The organism is Extensimonas perlucida (assembly GCF_007655255.1).
Taxonomy (GTDB): Bacteria; Pseudomonadota; Gammaproteobacteria; order Burkholderiales; family Burkholderiaceae_C; genus Extensimonas; species Extensimonas perlucida.
On sequence record NZ_VMYE01000002.1, the window covers coordinates 135,459 to 150,461 of the forward strand.

The window sequence follows — 15,003 nt, forward strand, 5'->3', positions numbered from 1 at the left end:
AGCGGGCCTGTGGGCGTCAGAAGCTGTGGCGCATGCCGATGCCGAAGCTGTTGCCGGTGTCCTGGTCCGTGATGCGGTCGTTCATGAACATGGCATACACGTCGGTGCGCTTGGACAGGTTGTAGTCGTAGCCGATCGTGAAGGTCTTGCGCTTGAGGTCCACGTCCGTGAGCTTGGTCTGCGCCCACGAGGCCAGCACCTTGCCCGGCCCGCCGAGCGGAATCGAGGCGCCGACCTGCGTGGTCTTGGCCTTGATGGGGCTGTCGTCGGACTTGGCCTCGCCATACGTGAGGTAAGCCTTGACGATGCTGAAGTCGTACGCGCCGCCGAGCATCCAGTCCTTCTTGGTCGTGCCGAAGTAGGTGGTGGGGGCGGGGTTGCTGATTTGGTCGTGCTCGTAAAACGCCGTGAGCGTGAGCGGGCCGTTGAAATACAGCGCGTTGACGCCGACGTTCTTCTTGCCGTTGCTGCCTGCCACTTCGCCGAACTGGTAGTGCAGATTGGCTTTCAGGCCCGAGAAGTCGGGCGTGGTGTAGATGATCTCGTTCGACCAGCCGGTGTCAGAAGGTGTGGTGGCTTGCCAGTGCGAGGCGTTGAACAGCGGCACGTTCATGTGCAGGATCAGCGGCGCGAAGGTGAACGAGTCGCCCAAGGGGTTGGCGATCACCGAGGGCAGGAAGTTGGGCGCCAGGCCGCGTCCCAGCGTCACCGCGCCAAAACTGCCCGAGAGCCCCACATTGGCATCGCGCGAAAAGAAGGGGTCGTTCGGGAAGCGACCGGCCTCGCCCGTGTCCATGCGCATGTAGCCCGTCAGGGCGAAGTTGGCCTTGAGCCCGCCGCCCAGGTCTTCGCTGCCCTTGAAGCCGAACCACGAGGTCGTCAAGCCGCCGCTGCCCACGGTGCTGGTGCGCTCGGCGTCGCCCGCGTAGCGCATGGAGCCCACGTAGGCATCGAGCAGGCCCGTGACTTGCACGGAGCTTTGGGCCTGGGCGGCAGCGGCGCACAGCAGCGCGGCGGCCAGGGTGACGAGATTCTTTTTCATGGATAACCCTCCTGGAAAAAATGAACACCGGCATGGTTGGTGTGACACCGGCGCACGAGCCATGGCCGCCTCCCGGCAATGCACCGGACACAAAAAGCGGCCCTGCGGATTAGAGCAATTCTCATGCCGCTGCAAGCTGGTGCATGCCATTGGCGCCGCAAGTGCGGGCGGCCGGATAGGCGGCACCATTTGATTTTGCTCAACACGGGCGGTGGCGCGGCGCGGCACAGTCGGCACCATGCTGTCATCCACCCTGTTCCCCCTTCCTTCGGAAGCCGAAACGGCGGCTGCGGGCGACATGCTGCGCCAACGCCACGAGCACCTGGATTCGGTGCTGCACCTCGATAGCGGCCGCGTGGTGCTCGGCGTGTGCGAACAAGGCGAGTTGCGCCATCGTCTGGGGCTGGTCGAAGGGCCGTGCTGGCTGGACGCGGCCGATGCCTTGCTTGGCAAGCACTGCGCGGTCGATATGGTGGCCGAAACTGCGGTGCAGGTGCGCCGCTTGCCTTTGGATGCGTTCCAGCAAGGTTGCGCCGCGCTGCCGGAGCCTGCGCGCGCCTTGCTGCACGACATGGCCGCCGCCTGCCGTCGGCAGACGGACTTGGCCGTGAGCCGCCTGGCGCAGGACGCCGAGGCGCGCTGCGCGCAATGGCTGCTGCAGCACGCGCAGCCCGAACCCAACGGCACCCTGCGCGTGACCCTGCAAGAGCGCAAGCGCATCATCGCCGCGCAATTGGGCATCGCGCCCGAGACTTTTTCGCGCATCCTGCGCCACCTGCGCGAGCATGGGCTGATTGCCGGCACGGGCAACGTGCTCAACCTGCCGCAGCCGCACGCCCTGCAATCGGTCGCGGGCGGCTGAGCGGCCCGCAGGGCGGGGTTCGGGTTCTACCCAGGTTACACGCGCGCTGCGGCTGCGTATGCTGGTATCCATGCGCCCGCGGTTCGAGGCGCGTGGATGCCCCAAATGTTTGATTTTCCCTTCGTTCGGGCGTTTGCGGACACGGTTTTTGCGCCGAAGGTGGCCTGATGCCCCTTGCTGCGCAATCAATCTCCGTGCCGCCGTCCGCCGTCCGCGCGGGCGGTGGCCCCGCTTGGAGCATGCCCGGCACCCTGGTGCTGCGCCTGATCGGCGTGGCGCTGGTGCTGCTCGTGCTCGCGGGTGCCGCCAGTGCCTGGCTCGTGGCGCGGTACGTGCAACAAGATGCCCTGCAGCAGCTCGCGCGCCAGCAAAGCGACGAGGTCGATCTGCTGGCACGGCTTTTCGCGGGCAAGATCGAGCAGGTGCAAAAGCAGCTGCGCGGCGCAGCCACGCGCATCACGCCGCAATTGCTCGCGCAGCCCGCGGCGCTGCAGCGCGCGCTGCAGCAGGAACTCGCGGCCGCGCCCTGGTTCAGCACCATGACGGTGGCGCGCCCGGACGGCACCGTGCTCCTGCACTTGCAAGCGCCCCAGGCCGGCACGGTGCGCGACAGCGGTGCGGCGCCCCAAGGCGAGGACGAGCTCGGTCCAGACGAAGCCAGCGCCGCTGAGCGCGCGCTCTTGCAACGCGCAGTGCGCGAGGCCAGGGCGCAGATCGGCGAGGTGCTTGCCAGCGGGCCGGCAGCGGCGCGCATGGCATTCAGCCTGCCGCTGCTGGGGGCGAACGGGCAGGTGCTGGGCGCGCTGGGCGCCAGCGTGCCGCTGCAATCGCAGGCCTTGTTCGCGCCCGCTGTGGCCGCAGTGTCCCAGCAAGGGCAGGCGCGGCTGTTGGTGTTCACGCGCGCGGGCCGCATTCTTTTCCACACCAATGCGGCCCGCGTGCTCGGCAGCGTGCGCGACGAGGCGGGCTTTGCGCCCGCTGCCGCGTGCGCGCCGGCAGCGCTTGGGGGGCATGCGCATGCGCAGGTGCAGGCTGGGTACCTGGCGAGTTGTGCGGACATGCCGCTGCCGCAGTGGAGCCTGGCGCGCGTGCGCGCCGTGCCCGATCTGCTCAGCGCGGGGGCGATCCTGCGCCGCGGCGCAGGGCAGGCTGCAGTGGCCATGCTGGGCTTGTGTGGCTTGCTGCTGGTGGGGCTGATGGCCTGGCTTGCGCAGCCACTCGCGCGCCTGGGGTGCGCGGCGCAGCGCGTGCTGCGGCACCTCGATGGTCTGCCTGAAGCGGCTGCGCCGGGCGCGGTTTTCCTGCAGCCCGGGCCTGCTGCGCAGGCAGCGCAGCCAGGAGCCTGTCGGACTTTGGGCGTCGAAAGCGAGAATGCGCCCCGGCGAGGCCAGTTTTTGCCGGATTCGCCGCCTCATAGTGGTGCTATGGGGCAAGAAGACGGTAAAAAATGGGCCGCTGCGGCGCATTCGCAGCCGACGATTCCAAAGTCCGACAGGCTCCTAGGGAGTGGCACCGGTGCTGCGGCCGCAGCGGATGAGGTGGACGCGCTGGCGGCCTGGCTGCAGCGCTTGCAGCAAGAGGGTTTGCGCCAGTGGCAGCGCGGCGATGCGCTCGCGGCGCAGCTGCAGGCCATTTTGGCGCATGCCCCCGTGGGCATCGCGGTCTCGCGCCAGGGCGTTTTGCAGCTGCTCGGGCGCCAGGCGTGCCAGTTGCTCGGCTACGGCGTGCACGAGTTGCAGGGCCGCTCGGTACGCCGCCTGCATGCGAGCGATGCCGACTATGCGCACTGGCGCGCGCGTGTGCAGACCGAGTTTGCCGCCCACGGCGTGCTCGACGGCGAGGCGCGTTTCCTGCGCAAGGACGGCAGCCTGATGTGGGCGCGCGTGCAGGCGCGGCCCATACAGGCAGGCGATGCCGAGGCAGGCATCCTGTGGCTGTTCGAGGACATCACCGCCTTGCGCGAGGTGCGCCACCAGCAGGAGTGGGAGCGCACGCACGACGCGCTCACGCAGCTGTGCAACCGCGCGAGCTTCGAGCAGCGCCTGGGCCTGCTGCTGGCAGAGCGCGGCCAGGCGGCCCAGGTCGCGGCACGGTCAGGCAATGTGGCCGTGGTGCACGCGGGCTTCGATCCGGCCGAGGCGGGCGTGCTGCTGTTTCTGGACCTGGACCACCTCACGCTGGTCAATGAAGTCGCGGGCCACGGCGCGGGCGACGACGTGCTGCGCCATGTCGCGCGGCTCATCGACAGCCAGGTGCGCCACAGCGGTTGGGCTGCGCGTCTGGGCGGCGACAAGTTCGGCGTGGTGCTGCCGCGCTGCTCGCTCGCGCGTGGCCAGGCCGTGGCCGAGCAGCTGCGCGCCGCGGTGCAGGGGCTCGAAGCCGCCTACCACGGGCACGGCTTCACGCTCAGCGTGAGCATAGGGCTGGTGCCGCTGGCCGAGGCGCACTGGCACGACCTGCGCACCGTGCTGCACGCCGCCGACATGGCCTGCTACGAGGCCAAGCGCGCCGGGCGCAACTGCGTGCGCACTCAGCCGGTGCTGCAAGATCGCGGCGACGCGGCTCTGACGCGCGGCCTGCGGGCGCGGCAAGCTTGACCCAGGTCGTCCATTGAACAATCGGGGCTTAACCCAGCTGCTTCAGTCCGATGCCAAAGCCCCGAGCGCGCGCAGGATGTGCTCGGGCGTGGCCGGGGCGTCGAGGCGCAGCGGCTGTGCGGCGAAGGGGCTGGCCGCCGCACCCGCAATACCCTCTGCGCCCGCTGCGCCCGCTGCACCTGGAGCGGCGGCGATGGCATTGCGCAGCGCCTCATAGACGCTGAGCGCGAGCATGAAGGGCGGCTCGCCCACGGCCTTGCTGCCGCCCACGTTGTCCTCGCGGTTGGGCTCTGGCCACAAGTCCACGTGGAATTGCGCGGGCACGTCGCCCGCGGCGGGGATTTTGTAGGTGCTGGGCGCGCAGGTGCTCAGGGCGCCGGCGTCGTTCCACACGAGCTGCTCGGTCGTGAGCCAACCCATGCCCTGCACGAAGCCGCCCTCGATCTGGCCGCGGTCTATGGCCGGGTTGATGCTGCGGCCCACGTCGTGCAGGATGTCCACGCGCAGCACGCGGCTCTCGCCCGTGAGCGTGTCTATGGCCACCTCGGTGCAGGCCGCGCCGTAGGCGAAGTAGTAAAACGGCCGGCCCGTGAGCGTGTGCTTGTCGTAGTGGATCTTGGGCGTGCGGTAAAAGCCGTCGCTCCACAGCTGCAAGCGCTGCGCGTAGGCGAGCTGCACCAGCGCCGTGAAGCTGCGTTGCTGCGTGGGCGAGTGCACCTGGCCGTCGGCAAAGCGCACCTGCTCGGGGTGGCAGCCGTCGAGCTGCGCCACCAGCGCCGCCAGGCGCGTGCGCACCTGGCGTGCGGCGTCCTGCGCGGCGCGGCCGTTGAGGTCGGTGCCGCTCGACGCGGCCGTGGCGCTCGCGTTGGGCACCTTGGCGGTGTCGCTGGCCGTCACCTGCACGCGGCCAAGCGGCACGCCCAGCGCGTCGGCGACGATCTGCGCCACCTTGGTGTGCAGCCCTTGCCCCATCTCGGTGCCGCCGTGGTTGACCTGCACGCTGCCGTCGGTATAGACATGCACCAGCGCGCCCGCCTGGTTGAACTGCGTGGCCGTGAAGCTGATGCCGAATTTGACCGGCGTGAGCGCGAGCCCACGGCGCAGCACGGGCTGCGTGCGATTCCAGGCCAAAATGGCCTCTTGCCGGCGTCGGTACTGCGCAGACAGCTCCAGTTGTGAGAGCAATTGCGGCAGGATGTTGTCTTCCACCGCCATTTGGTAGGGCGTGGTGTGGCGCCCCGCGGTCGGGTCGGGGTCGTAGAGGTTGCGCCGGCGCACGTCGAGCGCGTCACGCCCCAGCGCGCGCGCGATGTCCCCGAGGATGGCCTCGATCGCGAGCATGCCCTGCGGCCCGCCAAAGCCGCGGAAGGCCGTGTGGCTTTGCGTGTGCGTCTTGCAGCGCAGCGAGGTGATTTCCACGTCGCTCAGGTAGTAGGCGTTGTCGCAGTGGAACACCGCGCGGTCGGCCACCGGGCCCGAGAGGTCGGCCGAAAAGCCGCAGTTGGCCGCCATTTGCAGCCGCAGGCCCTGGATGCGCCCGGTGTCGTCGAAGCCCACCTCGTATTCGTAGGCGAAAGGGTGGCGCTTGCCGGTGATGAGAAAGTCCTCGCGCCGCGCGAGCCGCAGCTTCACGGGGCGGCCGAACTTGTGCGCGGCCAGCGCCGCCCACACGGCGATCTGGCCGGCCTGCGTCTCCTTGCCGCCAAAGCCGCCGCCCATGCGCCGGCACTCCACGCGCACCGCGTGCTGCGCGAGCCCCAGTGCGTGCGCGACCCAGTGCTGCACTTCGGCGGGGTGCTGCGTGCTCGAATGCACGAGCCACTGGCCTTGCTCGAGCGGCAGCGCGTAGGCGATCTGCCCTTCGAGGTAAAAGTGCTCCTGCCCGCCGACCTCGAAGCGCCCGCGCAGGCGATGCGGGGCCGCCGCCAGCGCCGCCGCCGCATCGCCGCGGCGCAGCGTGACGGGCGGCAGCACGTAGCTTTGCGCCTGCAGCGCCTGCTCCAGTGTGAGGATCGCGGGCAGCGGCGCAATGTCTGGCTGCACCGCACGCGCCGCGCGCCGCGCCTGCGCCGGGCTGTCCGCCACCACCAGCCCCAGCACCTGGCCCAGGTACTGCACGCGCTCGTGCGCAAAAATGGGCTCATCGCGCGCGGGCGTGGGCAGCCACAGGTCGCCGGGCAGGTCGCCCGCGAGCACCACGCCGTGCACGCCGGCCAGCGCGAGCGCGGGTGCCGCGTCGATGCCGCGCAGCAGCCCGTGCGCACACGGCGAGACGATGGGCGCGGCGTAGAGCGTGCCCTTGGTCTCGGGCAGGTCATCGACATAGGGCGCCGCGCCGCAGACCTGGGCACGCGCGCTTTCGTGCGGCCAGGGCTGGCCCAGCGCGGGGCTGAGGGACATCGGCAAGGATGCGGCAGAAGCCGCGGCAGGCAGCGTAGCGGGCTTCATCGCGCGACCTCCTGCAACAGCGGCGGCAGGTAGTGATGCTCCAGACTTGGTAGCTGCTGATGGAGATGGGGCGGGCACTGGGGCCCATTTTCGTCTTGATGTTCGGGTTGGCTTTCCAGCCAAAAGCGCTGCAGCAAGCGCCCAAGCACGGCGCGGCGGTAGCTGCTGCTCGCGCGCAGGTCGGACAAGGGCGTGAACTCTGTTTGCAGGGCGTGCGCGGCGGTGTCTAGGGTGGCCTGCGTCCAGGGCTGGCCGAGCAGCGCGGCCTCGGTGGCCCGCGCCCGTGCGGGCGTGGCCGCGACGCCGCCCGCGCCTATGCGCACGCGCTGCACCACGCCCTCTGCGACTTCGACCTGCAGCGCGAGGCACACGGCCGAGATGTCGTCCTCCCAGCGCTTGGAGACCTTGTAGGCGCGCAGAAGCTGCGCCGTGTCCGGCGCTGCACCGGGCGCACCGGGAGCACCGGGAGCATCCTGCGCACCGGGCGCACCGTGCGAGTTGTGAGCACCCGGCGCGGACGACGCGGCGGGTGGCCGCGGCACCAGGATGCGCACCAACAATTCGTCGGGCGCGAGCTGGGTGCGCCGGTAGCCGGTGTAAAAGTCTTCGATGGCGAGCAGGCGCTCGCCGCGCGTGCTCGCGAGCACGAGCTGCGCGCCCAGCGCGATCAAGAGCGGCATCGAATCGCCGATCGGCGAGCCGTTCGCCACGTTGCCACCCAGCGTGCCCGCGTTGCGCACCGGTAGCCCCGCAAAGCGCGCGCCAAAATCGTGCAGCTGCGGCCACTGCTGCGCCAGCGCGGCAAACGCATCGGTGAGCGTCACCGCCGCGCCGATGGCGATCAGGTCGGCGTGCCAGTCTATGCGGCGCAATGCGGGCACGCGCGTGACATCGAGCACCTGCGCAAAGCGCCGCTGCTGCTGCGTCACCCACAGGCCCACGTCGGTGCAGCCGGCCACCACCTGCGCTTCGGGCCGCGCCGCGCGCGCCGCTAGCAGGGCCGGCAGGGTGCGCGGCGTTTCATAAGCAAAATTGCCTTCCAGCCCTTTATCCTCCTGCGCAAGCAGCTCCAATAGACGTAGCAATTCGGCTTCGTCGAAAGCCACGGCGGGCAGCGTGCCCATGCGCTGCGCGGCCTGCAAAATGGGGCGGTAGCCGGTGCAGCGGCACAGGTTGCCCGAGAGCGCCTCGAGCGCCTGTTCCGGCGTGACTGCTGCCCCCCCGCGCTCCGCAGGGCTGGCAGCGATCTGGTTTTGGTAGAGCCCGAACAGGCTCATCACGAAACCCGGCGTGCAAAAGCCGCACTGCGAGCCGTGGCATTCGAGCATCGCCTGCTGCACGGGGTGCAGATCGGCGCTGGACGCCGCGCCTACAGCGCCCTGGGCGCCAGGCGCAGCGGCTGCCGCAATCGGGTGCGCAGGGTGCTCGGGGCTGCAGGCATCGCCCCGCGCCTCGGTTTGGGGATCGGCAGCGGCGCACGCACGGCGCAGCAGCGGGTCGCGCGTCAGGTCTTCCACCGTCCACAGCGCCAGGCCGTCGATCGAATGCGCAAGCCGAATGCAGCTGTTCACGGCGCGGTAGCGCAGCCGCCCCTCGTGCAGCTCGGCCAGCACCACGGTGCAGGCGCCGCAGTCGCCCTCGCCGCAGCCCTCTTTGGTGCCGGTCTGCCCCAGGTCTTCGCGCAGCAAGTCGAGCAAGGTGCGCTCGGGCGGCACATGCGCCAGCCTGACCAACTGGCCACGGCGCACGAAGCGTAAGGGGCGGGTGTTCATGGGGAGTGAATCTAGACAACGAAAGGGAAAAGCGGTCTATGCTCTGCGCCATTGTGCGGCGGCGGACGGACGTCGATGAAATAGCATGTTCTATGCCGGATCGGGGCCGCCAGAATCCGTCGTTCCTGAGCGTAGTGCGCTGCCAAAAAAAGAGCTTCCCGCGCATGCTGCGTGCGCTGAGGCATCGAAATTGCTTCAACATTGCTCCAATAAAATTGGGATAGCCAAGCAAGTGCACCGCATGAACGCATCGTCCTCTTTGATTGCCGCGGGAAGCGACCCAGATCGCGGCTCCGCCCCGCCGCGTCTGCAGCTCGCCGGCATCCGCAAAAGCTACCCCGGCGTGGTGGCCAACGATGATGTGTCGCTCATGGTGCAGCCGGGCGAGATCCATGCCGTGCTGGGCGAAAACGGTGCGGGCAAGTCCACGCTCATGAAGATCATCTACGGCGCGGTGCAGCCCGACGCTGGCGCGGTGTGGTTCAACGGCCAGCCCGTGCAGGTGCGCAACCCGCAGGAGGCGCGCGCGCTGGGCATTGCGATGGTGTTCCAGCATTTCAGCCTGTTCGACACGCTCACCGTGGCCGAGAACGTGTGGCTGGGGCTGGACAAGGGGCTGGCGCTCGCCGAGGTCACGCGCCGCATCAGCGCCAAGGCGGCCGAATACGGGCTCGATGTCGATCCGTTGCGCCCGGTGCACACGCTGAGCGTGGGCGAGATGCAGCGCGTGGAGATCATCCGCGCGCTGCTCGGCGCGCCGCAGCTGTTGATCCTCGACGAGCCGACCTCGGTGCTCACGCCGCAGGCAGTCGAAAAACTCTTCGTCGTGCTGCGCCGCCTCGCCAGCGAGGGCTGCAGCATCCTCTACATCAGCCACAAGCTGCACGAGATTCGCGCGTTGTGCACGGCTTGCACGGTGCTGCGCGGCGGCAAGGTCACGGGCGTGTGCAATCCGGCGCTCGAATCGAACGCCTCGCTCTCGCGCCTAATGATTGGCGCCGAGCCGCCCGCGCTGCAGCACCGCGCGGCGCCGCCGGGTGCGCCCGTGCTGCGCGTGCAGGGCTTGTCGCTGCGGCGCGCCGATCCGTTTGGCGTCGATCTGGTCGATGTGCGGCTGGAGGTGCGTGCGGGCGAGGTCGTGGGTATTGCGGGCGTGTCGGGCAACGGGCAAAAAGAGCTGCTCGCTGCGCTCTCGGGCGAGGACACGCGCGCCGCACCCGGCAGCATCGAGATCGTGGGACCGGGTGCGGGCCGGCAGGGGCAGGACGTGAGTCGGCAGGTGCAGGACGTGAGCCGGCAAGGGCCGGGGGCCCGCCGTGCGCTGGGCCTGCACTTCGTGCCCGAGGAGCGCCTGGGCCGCGGCGCCGTGCCCAGCATGGACTTGGCGCACAACCTGCTGCTCACGCGCGCGGAGGCCGTGGCTGCGGGCGGCTGGATTCGGCTCGCGGCGCTGCAGGCGCAGGCGTGCGGCATCATCGAGCGCTTTCGCGTGCGCGCCGCGGGGCCGCAGGCGCCGGCGCAGTCGCTGTCGGGCGGCAATCTGCAAAAATTCATCGTCGGGCGCGAGATCGACGCCCAGCCGCGCCTGCTCATCCTGGCGCAGCCGACCTGGGGCGTGGACGTGGGCGCAGCGGCGCAGATCCGCACCGAAATCCTGGCGCTGCGCGACGCGGGCTGCGCGGTGCTCGTGCTCAGCGAGGAGCTCGACGAGCTGTTCGAGCTCAGCGACCGGCTGCATGTGCTCGCCAAAGGGCGGCTGTCGCCCGCGGTGCCGCGCGCCGAGGCCACGGTGGCGCAGATCGGCGCCTGGATGAGCGGTCTGTGGCACGCCGAGGTGCAGGCGCGCCTGGCGCAAATGGCTGAAACACAAGTCGAAATTCCGCCCGAAAACCCCGGCGCAGCCGCGTCCAGCAGCGACGGAGCCGCGCATGCTGCGGCTTGAGCCCCGCCCCATGCCCTCGCGCGGCTGGACCTATGCCTCGCCGCTGCTCGCGCTCGCGCTCACGGTGCTGATCGGTGTGGCGCTGTTCGCGCTGCTGGGCAAAGACCCGCTGCGCGGTCTGCAGGTGTTTTTCTGGGAGCCCGTCAAGTCGGCTTACGCGCTCGGCGAGCTGCTCGTCAAGGCCACGCCGCTGCTGCTCATCGCGCTCGGGCTCGCGGTGTGCTTTCGCTCCAACGTGTGGAACATCGGCGCCGAGGGGCAATACATCCTCGGCGCGATCAGCGCGGGCGGCGTGGCGCTGCTCGCGACGCCCGAGACGGGGCGCTGGATCGTGCCTGCGCTGCTGCTCGCGGGGGTGCTGGGCGGCATGGCCTGGGCCGCGCTCACGGCGCTGCTGCGCGAGCGCTTTCACGCGAACGAAATCCTCGTGAGCCTGATGCTGGTTTATGTGGCTTCGCTCTTGCTCAGCTACCTGGTGTTCGGGCCGTGGAAAGACCCGCAGGGCTACAACTTTCCGCAGACGCGCATGTTCGAGCGCGTGACGCAGATTCCGCGCCTGTGGCCGGGCACGCGCGTGCACGTCGGGCTGCTGCTCGCGCTCGTTGGCGCTGCGGGGCTGTGGGTGTTTTTGTTTCGCACGCGCGCGGGCTTTGCGCAGCAGGTGGGCGGGCTCGCGCCTGCGGCGGCGCGCTACGCGGGCTTTTCTTCGCGGCGTGCGCTGTGGCTCGCGCTGCTGCTGTCGGGCGGGCTCGCGGGGTTGGCCGGGGCGCTCGAAGTCGCGGGGCCGATCGGGCAGCTCACGCCCTACGTGCCCGCGGGCTACGGCTTTGCCGCGATCATCGTCGCCTTCGTCGGGCGGCTGCATCCGCTGGGCATGGTGCTGTCGGCGGTGCTCATGAGCATGTTCTACATCGGCGGCGAGCTCGCGCAGTCGCGCCTGGGCCTGCCCAAGTCGATCACGGGCGTGTTCCAGGGCCTGCTGCTGTTCACGCTGCTGGCCTGCGACACGCTGATCGTGTACCGCGTGCGCTGGGGCCGCGGCGGTGCGCGCAAGGCAGGGGGTTGAGGCATGGAATCCTACGCATTGCTCATCGCCGCCACGCTCAACGCAGGCACGGTGCTCGCGCTCGCGGCGCTGGGCTTGCTCATCAACGAAAAGGCCGGCATCGTCAACCTCGGTGCCGAGGGCCTGATGCTGTGCGCCGCGATCGCGGGCTTTGCCACCGTGGTGCACACGGGTAATACCTGGCTGGGCTTTGCCGCGGGCATGGGCGCGGGCGCGCTGCTCGCAGGCGCATTCGGCGTGCTCGTGATCTGGCTGCACACCAACCAGTACGCGACGGGGCTCGCGCTGAGCTTGTTCGGCAGCGGCTTTTCGGCCTTCGTGGGCATAGGCTACGTGCAGGCCAAACTGCCCGAGCTGCCGCGCTACGCGATTCCCTTGCTGGGTGACGTGCCGCTGCTCGGGCCGGCGCTGTTTCGCCAGCACCCGCTCGTGTACCTGACCATGCTGCTCACGGCGGCGCTCGCGTGGTTTTTGTACCGCGCGCGCGCCGGGCTGGTGCTGCGCGCGGTGGGCGAGTCGCCCGCGGCGGCGCACGCGCTCGGCTACCCGGTGCGGCGCATCCGCTTTGCGGCCGTGCTCGCGGGCGGCGCGCTGTGCGGCCTCTCGGGGGCTTACCTTTCGACGGTTTATACGCCGCTGTGGGTCGAGGGCATGGTCGCGGGGCGCGGCTGGATCGCGCTCGCGCTCACCACCTTTGCCACCTGGCGCCCGGCACGTGTCTTGCTTGGCGCGTACCTGTTCGGCGGCGTGACCATGCTGCAGTTCCACCTGCAGGCCACGGGCGTGGAACTGCCCAGCCAGTGGCTGAGCATGCTGCCCTACGTGGCCACCATCGTGGTGCTCGCGCTGATTTCGCGCAACCCGGTCTGGATTCGTGTCAACATGCCGGCCTCGCTCGGCAAGCCGTTCCATCCGGGGTGATGCTGGCGCCGCATCGGTTTTTCGTCCCTGCAAGCCTTCTGTTCTGAAAGGACTCCCATGACTGACCTGCACAAACGCTCCTTGCTCAAGCTCGCCACGTTCTCGGCCCTGGCAGCGGCCGCGCTCGCCGGCTGCGGCAAGAAGGAAGAGCCCGCCCCCGCGCCCGCTGCCGCGCCGGCTTCGGCCGCGCAGGCGCCTGCGCCCAAGCCCGAGCCGCTCAAGATCGCCTTTGCCTACGTGGGCCCGGTGGGCGACGGCGGCTGGTCTTACGCGCACGACTTGGGGCGCAAGGCGGTCGAGAAGGAGTTTGGCGACAAGGTGCAGACGAGCTACGTCGAGAGCGTGCCCGAAGGCGCCGACGCCGAGCGCGTGTTCCGCGACATGGTCGGCCAGGGCAACAAGCTCGTGTTTGGCACTTCGTTCGGCTACATGGAGAGCATGGCCAAGGTCGCCCCCGACCATCCCGAGGTCAAGTTCGAGCACGCCACGGGCTACAAGACCGCAGACAACCTGCGCACCTACGACAGCCGCACTTACGAGGGCGCCTACCTCGCGGGCATCATCGCGGGCGGCATGACCAAGAGCAACACGCTGGGCGTGGTGGGCTCGGTGCCCATCCCCGAGGTGGTGCGCAACATCAACAGCTTCACGCTCGGCGCGCAAAGCGTGAACCCCAAGATCAAGACCAAGGTCGTTTGGGTGAACGAGTGGTTCAACCCGCCCAAGGAGACCGAGGCGGCAACCTCGCTGATCAACGGCGGCGCCGACGTGCTGTTCCAAAACACCGATTCACCCGCCGTGCTCAAAACCGCCGAAGACAAGGGCAAGCGCGCCTTTGGCTGGGACAGCGACATGAAGGCCTACGGCCCCAAGGCGCACCTCGCGTCTTCCATCATCAACTGGGGGCCGTACTACATCCAGAGCGTCAAGGAGGTGCTCGACGGCACCTGGAAGACCGGGCGCAGCTGGTGGGGCGTGAAAGAGGGCGCGATCGACATCGTCTCGATCGCCGATGACGTGCCCGCCGAGCTCAAGGCCAAGGTCGATGCGGCCAAGAGCGGCCTCAAGGACGGCAGCCTGGTGATCTGGAAAGGTCCCATCGTGGACAACACCGGCAAGCACGTGCTCGACAAGGACGCCGTGGCCGACGATCAGTTCCTGGGTGGCATCAACTTCTACGTCAAGGGCGTGGAAGGCAAGGTGCCGGGCGGGGAGAAGAAGTAAGGGCAAGAGTAAGCCGCTCAACGCGGAGGTCTGGGCCCTGCGGGTGCGATCTGCACGCTTTCGGTCCAAGCCGTCGGGCGCGCCAGTGCAATCTGTTGGCGCGCCTGCGCTGCCGAAGCGATCCACGCCTTTTCTGCGGCGTATTCCAGGAACGCCTGCGTACTCAGCAGCACGCAGGTTTTGGGCAGAGCCACGGCGTTGCGTAAAAACCAGGCATCTTCGAACAAGACCAGGGGGCGCGCCGCCGGTGCCTGAAGCTGCAAGTCGATGAGCAGGCTTTGGATAGAGAGCTCACCCAGGTTGGGCGGAGTCTGGTAGTTCGGCTCCTGCGCGCGCAGCCTGGCCAGGGATGCACCCACCTGCGTGGTGAAGGTTTCGATGTGCTCTGCATGGGTGTTGTAGAACGCCAGCAGGTTGCGCGCCTCGATGGAGGCGTTGGCGGCCAGACCGCGGTGCACCGTATCGGCGCAGACGACATCGGTCAGCCCCAGGCGGAACTTCAGCAACAAGTGCAGCAGATCGCCCGCAGCCAGGGAAAACAGCGGCCCCGCGTCGGGGATGAGCAGGCGGCTCATTGCGCGGGCCATCTGGTTGCGGCGTGCAGCTTCACTGCCGAATAAGGGGGAGGCTCAGTGTGCCGCAGCCGTGGAGTTTTTGCGGCCGCCGCGGCGTTTGGGGGCAGTGGGCGCGGCTTCGATCAGGCATTCGTCGAGGGCGCTGCGTGCGGCCTCGAGTTGCCGGGAGACGAAGTCTTGCGGCAGGCGCGGCAGGGGCAGGTTTTTTTCTGCCAGCAGGTGGAGCACGTAGTCCGCATCGGGCAGGTCAAGCTGCTGCGCCGCTTCCATGAGAGAAATTTTGCCCATGCTCGTTGCCAGCAGGGTTTTGACCGTGGGGTCCAGAGCCATGGGCTCTGCGGGATCGTCACGCCCCAGCGAGGCGAACAAGGCCGACACCAGTTTGTTGAGTGAGCCCCCATGTCTGGCAACATAGGCCTTGGCCTTGGCCAGATCGTCTTCATCGACTTCGAAACCGATTTTTGCTTTGCCCATGGTGCACCTGCGCGGATGTTTTCCCCAATGATTATGGGGCATTTTGACGCGCTGCATTTTGTTCTGTCAACCCGGCGTTG

General features: G+C 68.9%; 11 protein-coding genes. 6 read left to right on the forward strand and 5 right to left on the reverse strand.

The window, feature by feature from the left end; all coding sequences use genetic code 11:
- Window positions 1–16: 16 nt before the first annotated feature.
- Window positions 17–1,042: a porin gene (locus FK527_RS03220; RefSeq protein ID WP_144729644.1), complete on the reverse strand. Its 1,026-nt coding sequence runs from the start codon at window positions 1,040–1,042 to the stop codon at window positions 17–19.
- A 238-nt stretch (window positions 1,043–1,280) separates the two neighbouring features.
- Here FK527_RS03220 and FK527_RS03225 point away from each other — a divergent pair, with 238 nt between their 5' ends.
- Entirely contained in the window at window positions 1,281–1,904 is a 624-nt protein-coding gene (locus FK527_RS03225; protein WP_114484158.1) for a Crp/Fnr family transcriptional regulator, read from the forward strand.
- A gap of 239 nt (window positions 1,905–2,143) precedes the next feature.
- Window positions 2,144–4,501: a sensor domain-containing diguanylate cyclase gene (locus tag FK527_RS03230; RefSeq protein WP_246072649.1), complete on the forward strand. Its 2,358-nt coding sequence runs from the start codon at window positions 2,144–2,146 to the stop codon at window positions 4,499–4,501.
- Between the two features lie 42 nt (window positions 4,502–4,543).
- Here the strand turns inward: FK527_RS03230 and xdhB are convergent, their stop codons facing one another.
- Entirely contained in the window at window positions 4,544–6,949 is a 2,406-nt protein-coding gene (gene xdhB / locus FK527_RS03235) for a xanthine dehydrogenase molybdopterin binding subunit (RefSeq protein WP_144729646.1), read from the reverse strand.
- Window positions 6,946–8,721, reverse strand: a complete 1,776-nt coding sequence (locus FK527_RS03240) for a xanthine dehydrogenase small subunit (RefSeq protein WP_144729648.1) — start codon at window positions 8,719–8,721, stop codon at window positions 6,946–6,948. Before FK527_RS03240 ends, xdhB begins: the two co-directional genes overlap by 4 nt.
- Window positions 8,722–8,962: 241 nt before the next feature.
- Between FK527_RS03240 and FK527_RS03245 the strand changes: the two genes are divergently transcribed.
- Genes FK527_RS03245 through FK527_RS03260 form a run of 4 tightly spaced genes read left to right on the forward strand, consistent with a single transcriptional unit; the run spans window position 8,963 to window position 13,874 of the window.
- Window positions 8,963–10,663 (forward strand): ABC transporter ATP-binding protein, encoded by a 1,701-nt coding sequence (locus tag FK527_RS03245; protein ID WP_144729650.1) that lies wholly within the window; start codon window positions 8,963–8,965, stop codon window positions 10,661–10,663.
- A complete protein-coding gene (locus FK527_RS03250) occupies window positions 10,650–11,729 on the forward strand; it encodes an ABC transporter permease (RefSeq protein WP_144729652.1) in 1,080 nt (359 codons plus the stop codon). Before FK527_RS03245 ends, FK527_RS03250 begins: the two co-directional genes overlap by 14 nt.
- Window positions 11,730–11,732: 3 nt before the next feature.
- Window positions 11,733–12,650, forward strand: coding sequence for an ABC transporter permease (locus FK527_RS03255; protein ID WP_144729654.1), 918 nt, complete (start codon window positions 11,733–11,735; stop codon window positions 12,648–12,650).
- A 57-nt stretch (window positions 12,651–12,707) separates the two neighbouring features.
- Window positions 12,708–13,874, forward strand: a complete 1,167-nt coding sequence (locus tag FK527_RS03260) for a BMP family ABC transporter substrate-binding protein (protein ID WP_144729656.1) — start codon at window positions 12,708–12,710, stop codon at window positions 13,872–13,874.
- Window positions 13,875–13,891: 17 nt separating this feature from the next.
- Here FK527_RS03260 and FK527_RS03265 read toward each other — a convergent pair whose 3' ends face one another.
- Together FK527_RS03265 and FK527_RS03270 are read right to left on the reverse strand one after the other, a co-directional pair.
- Window positions 13,892–14,449 carry a hypothetical protein gene (locus FK527_RS03265; protein ID WP_144729658.1) on the reverse strand — a complete coding sequence of 186 codons (558 nt, stop codon included), beginning with the start codon at window positions 14,447–14,449 and terminating at the stop codon, window positions 13,892–13,894.
- 54 nt (window positions 14,450–14,503) lie between these two features.
- Window positions 14,504–14,923: a hypothetical protein gene (locus tag FK527_RS03270; protein WP_144729660.1), complete on the reverse strand. Its 420-nt coding sequence runs from the start codon at window positions 14,921–14,923 to the stop codon at window positions 14,504–14,506.
- Between the last annotated feature and the right edge of the window lie 80 nt (window positions 14,924–15,003).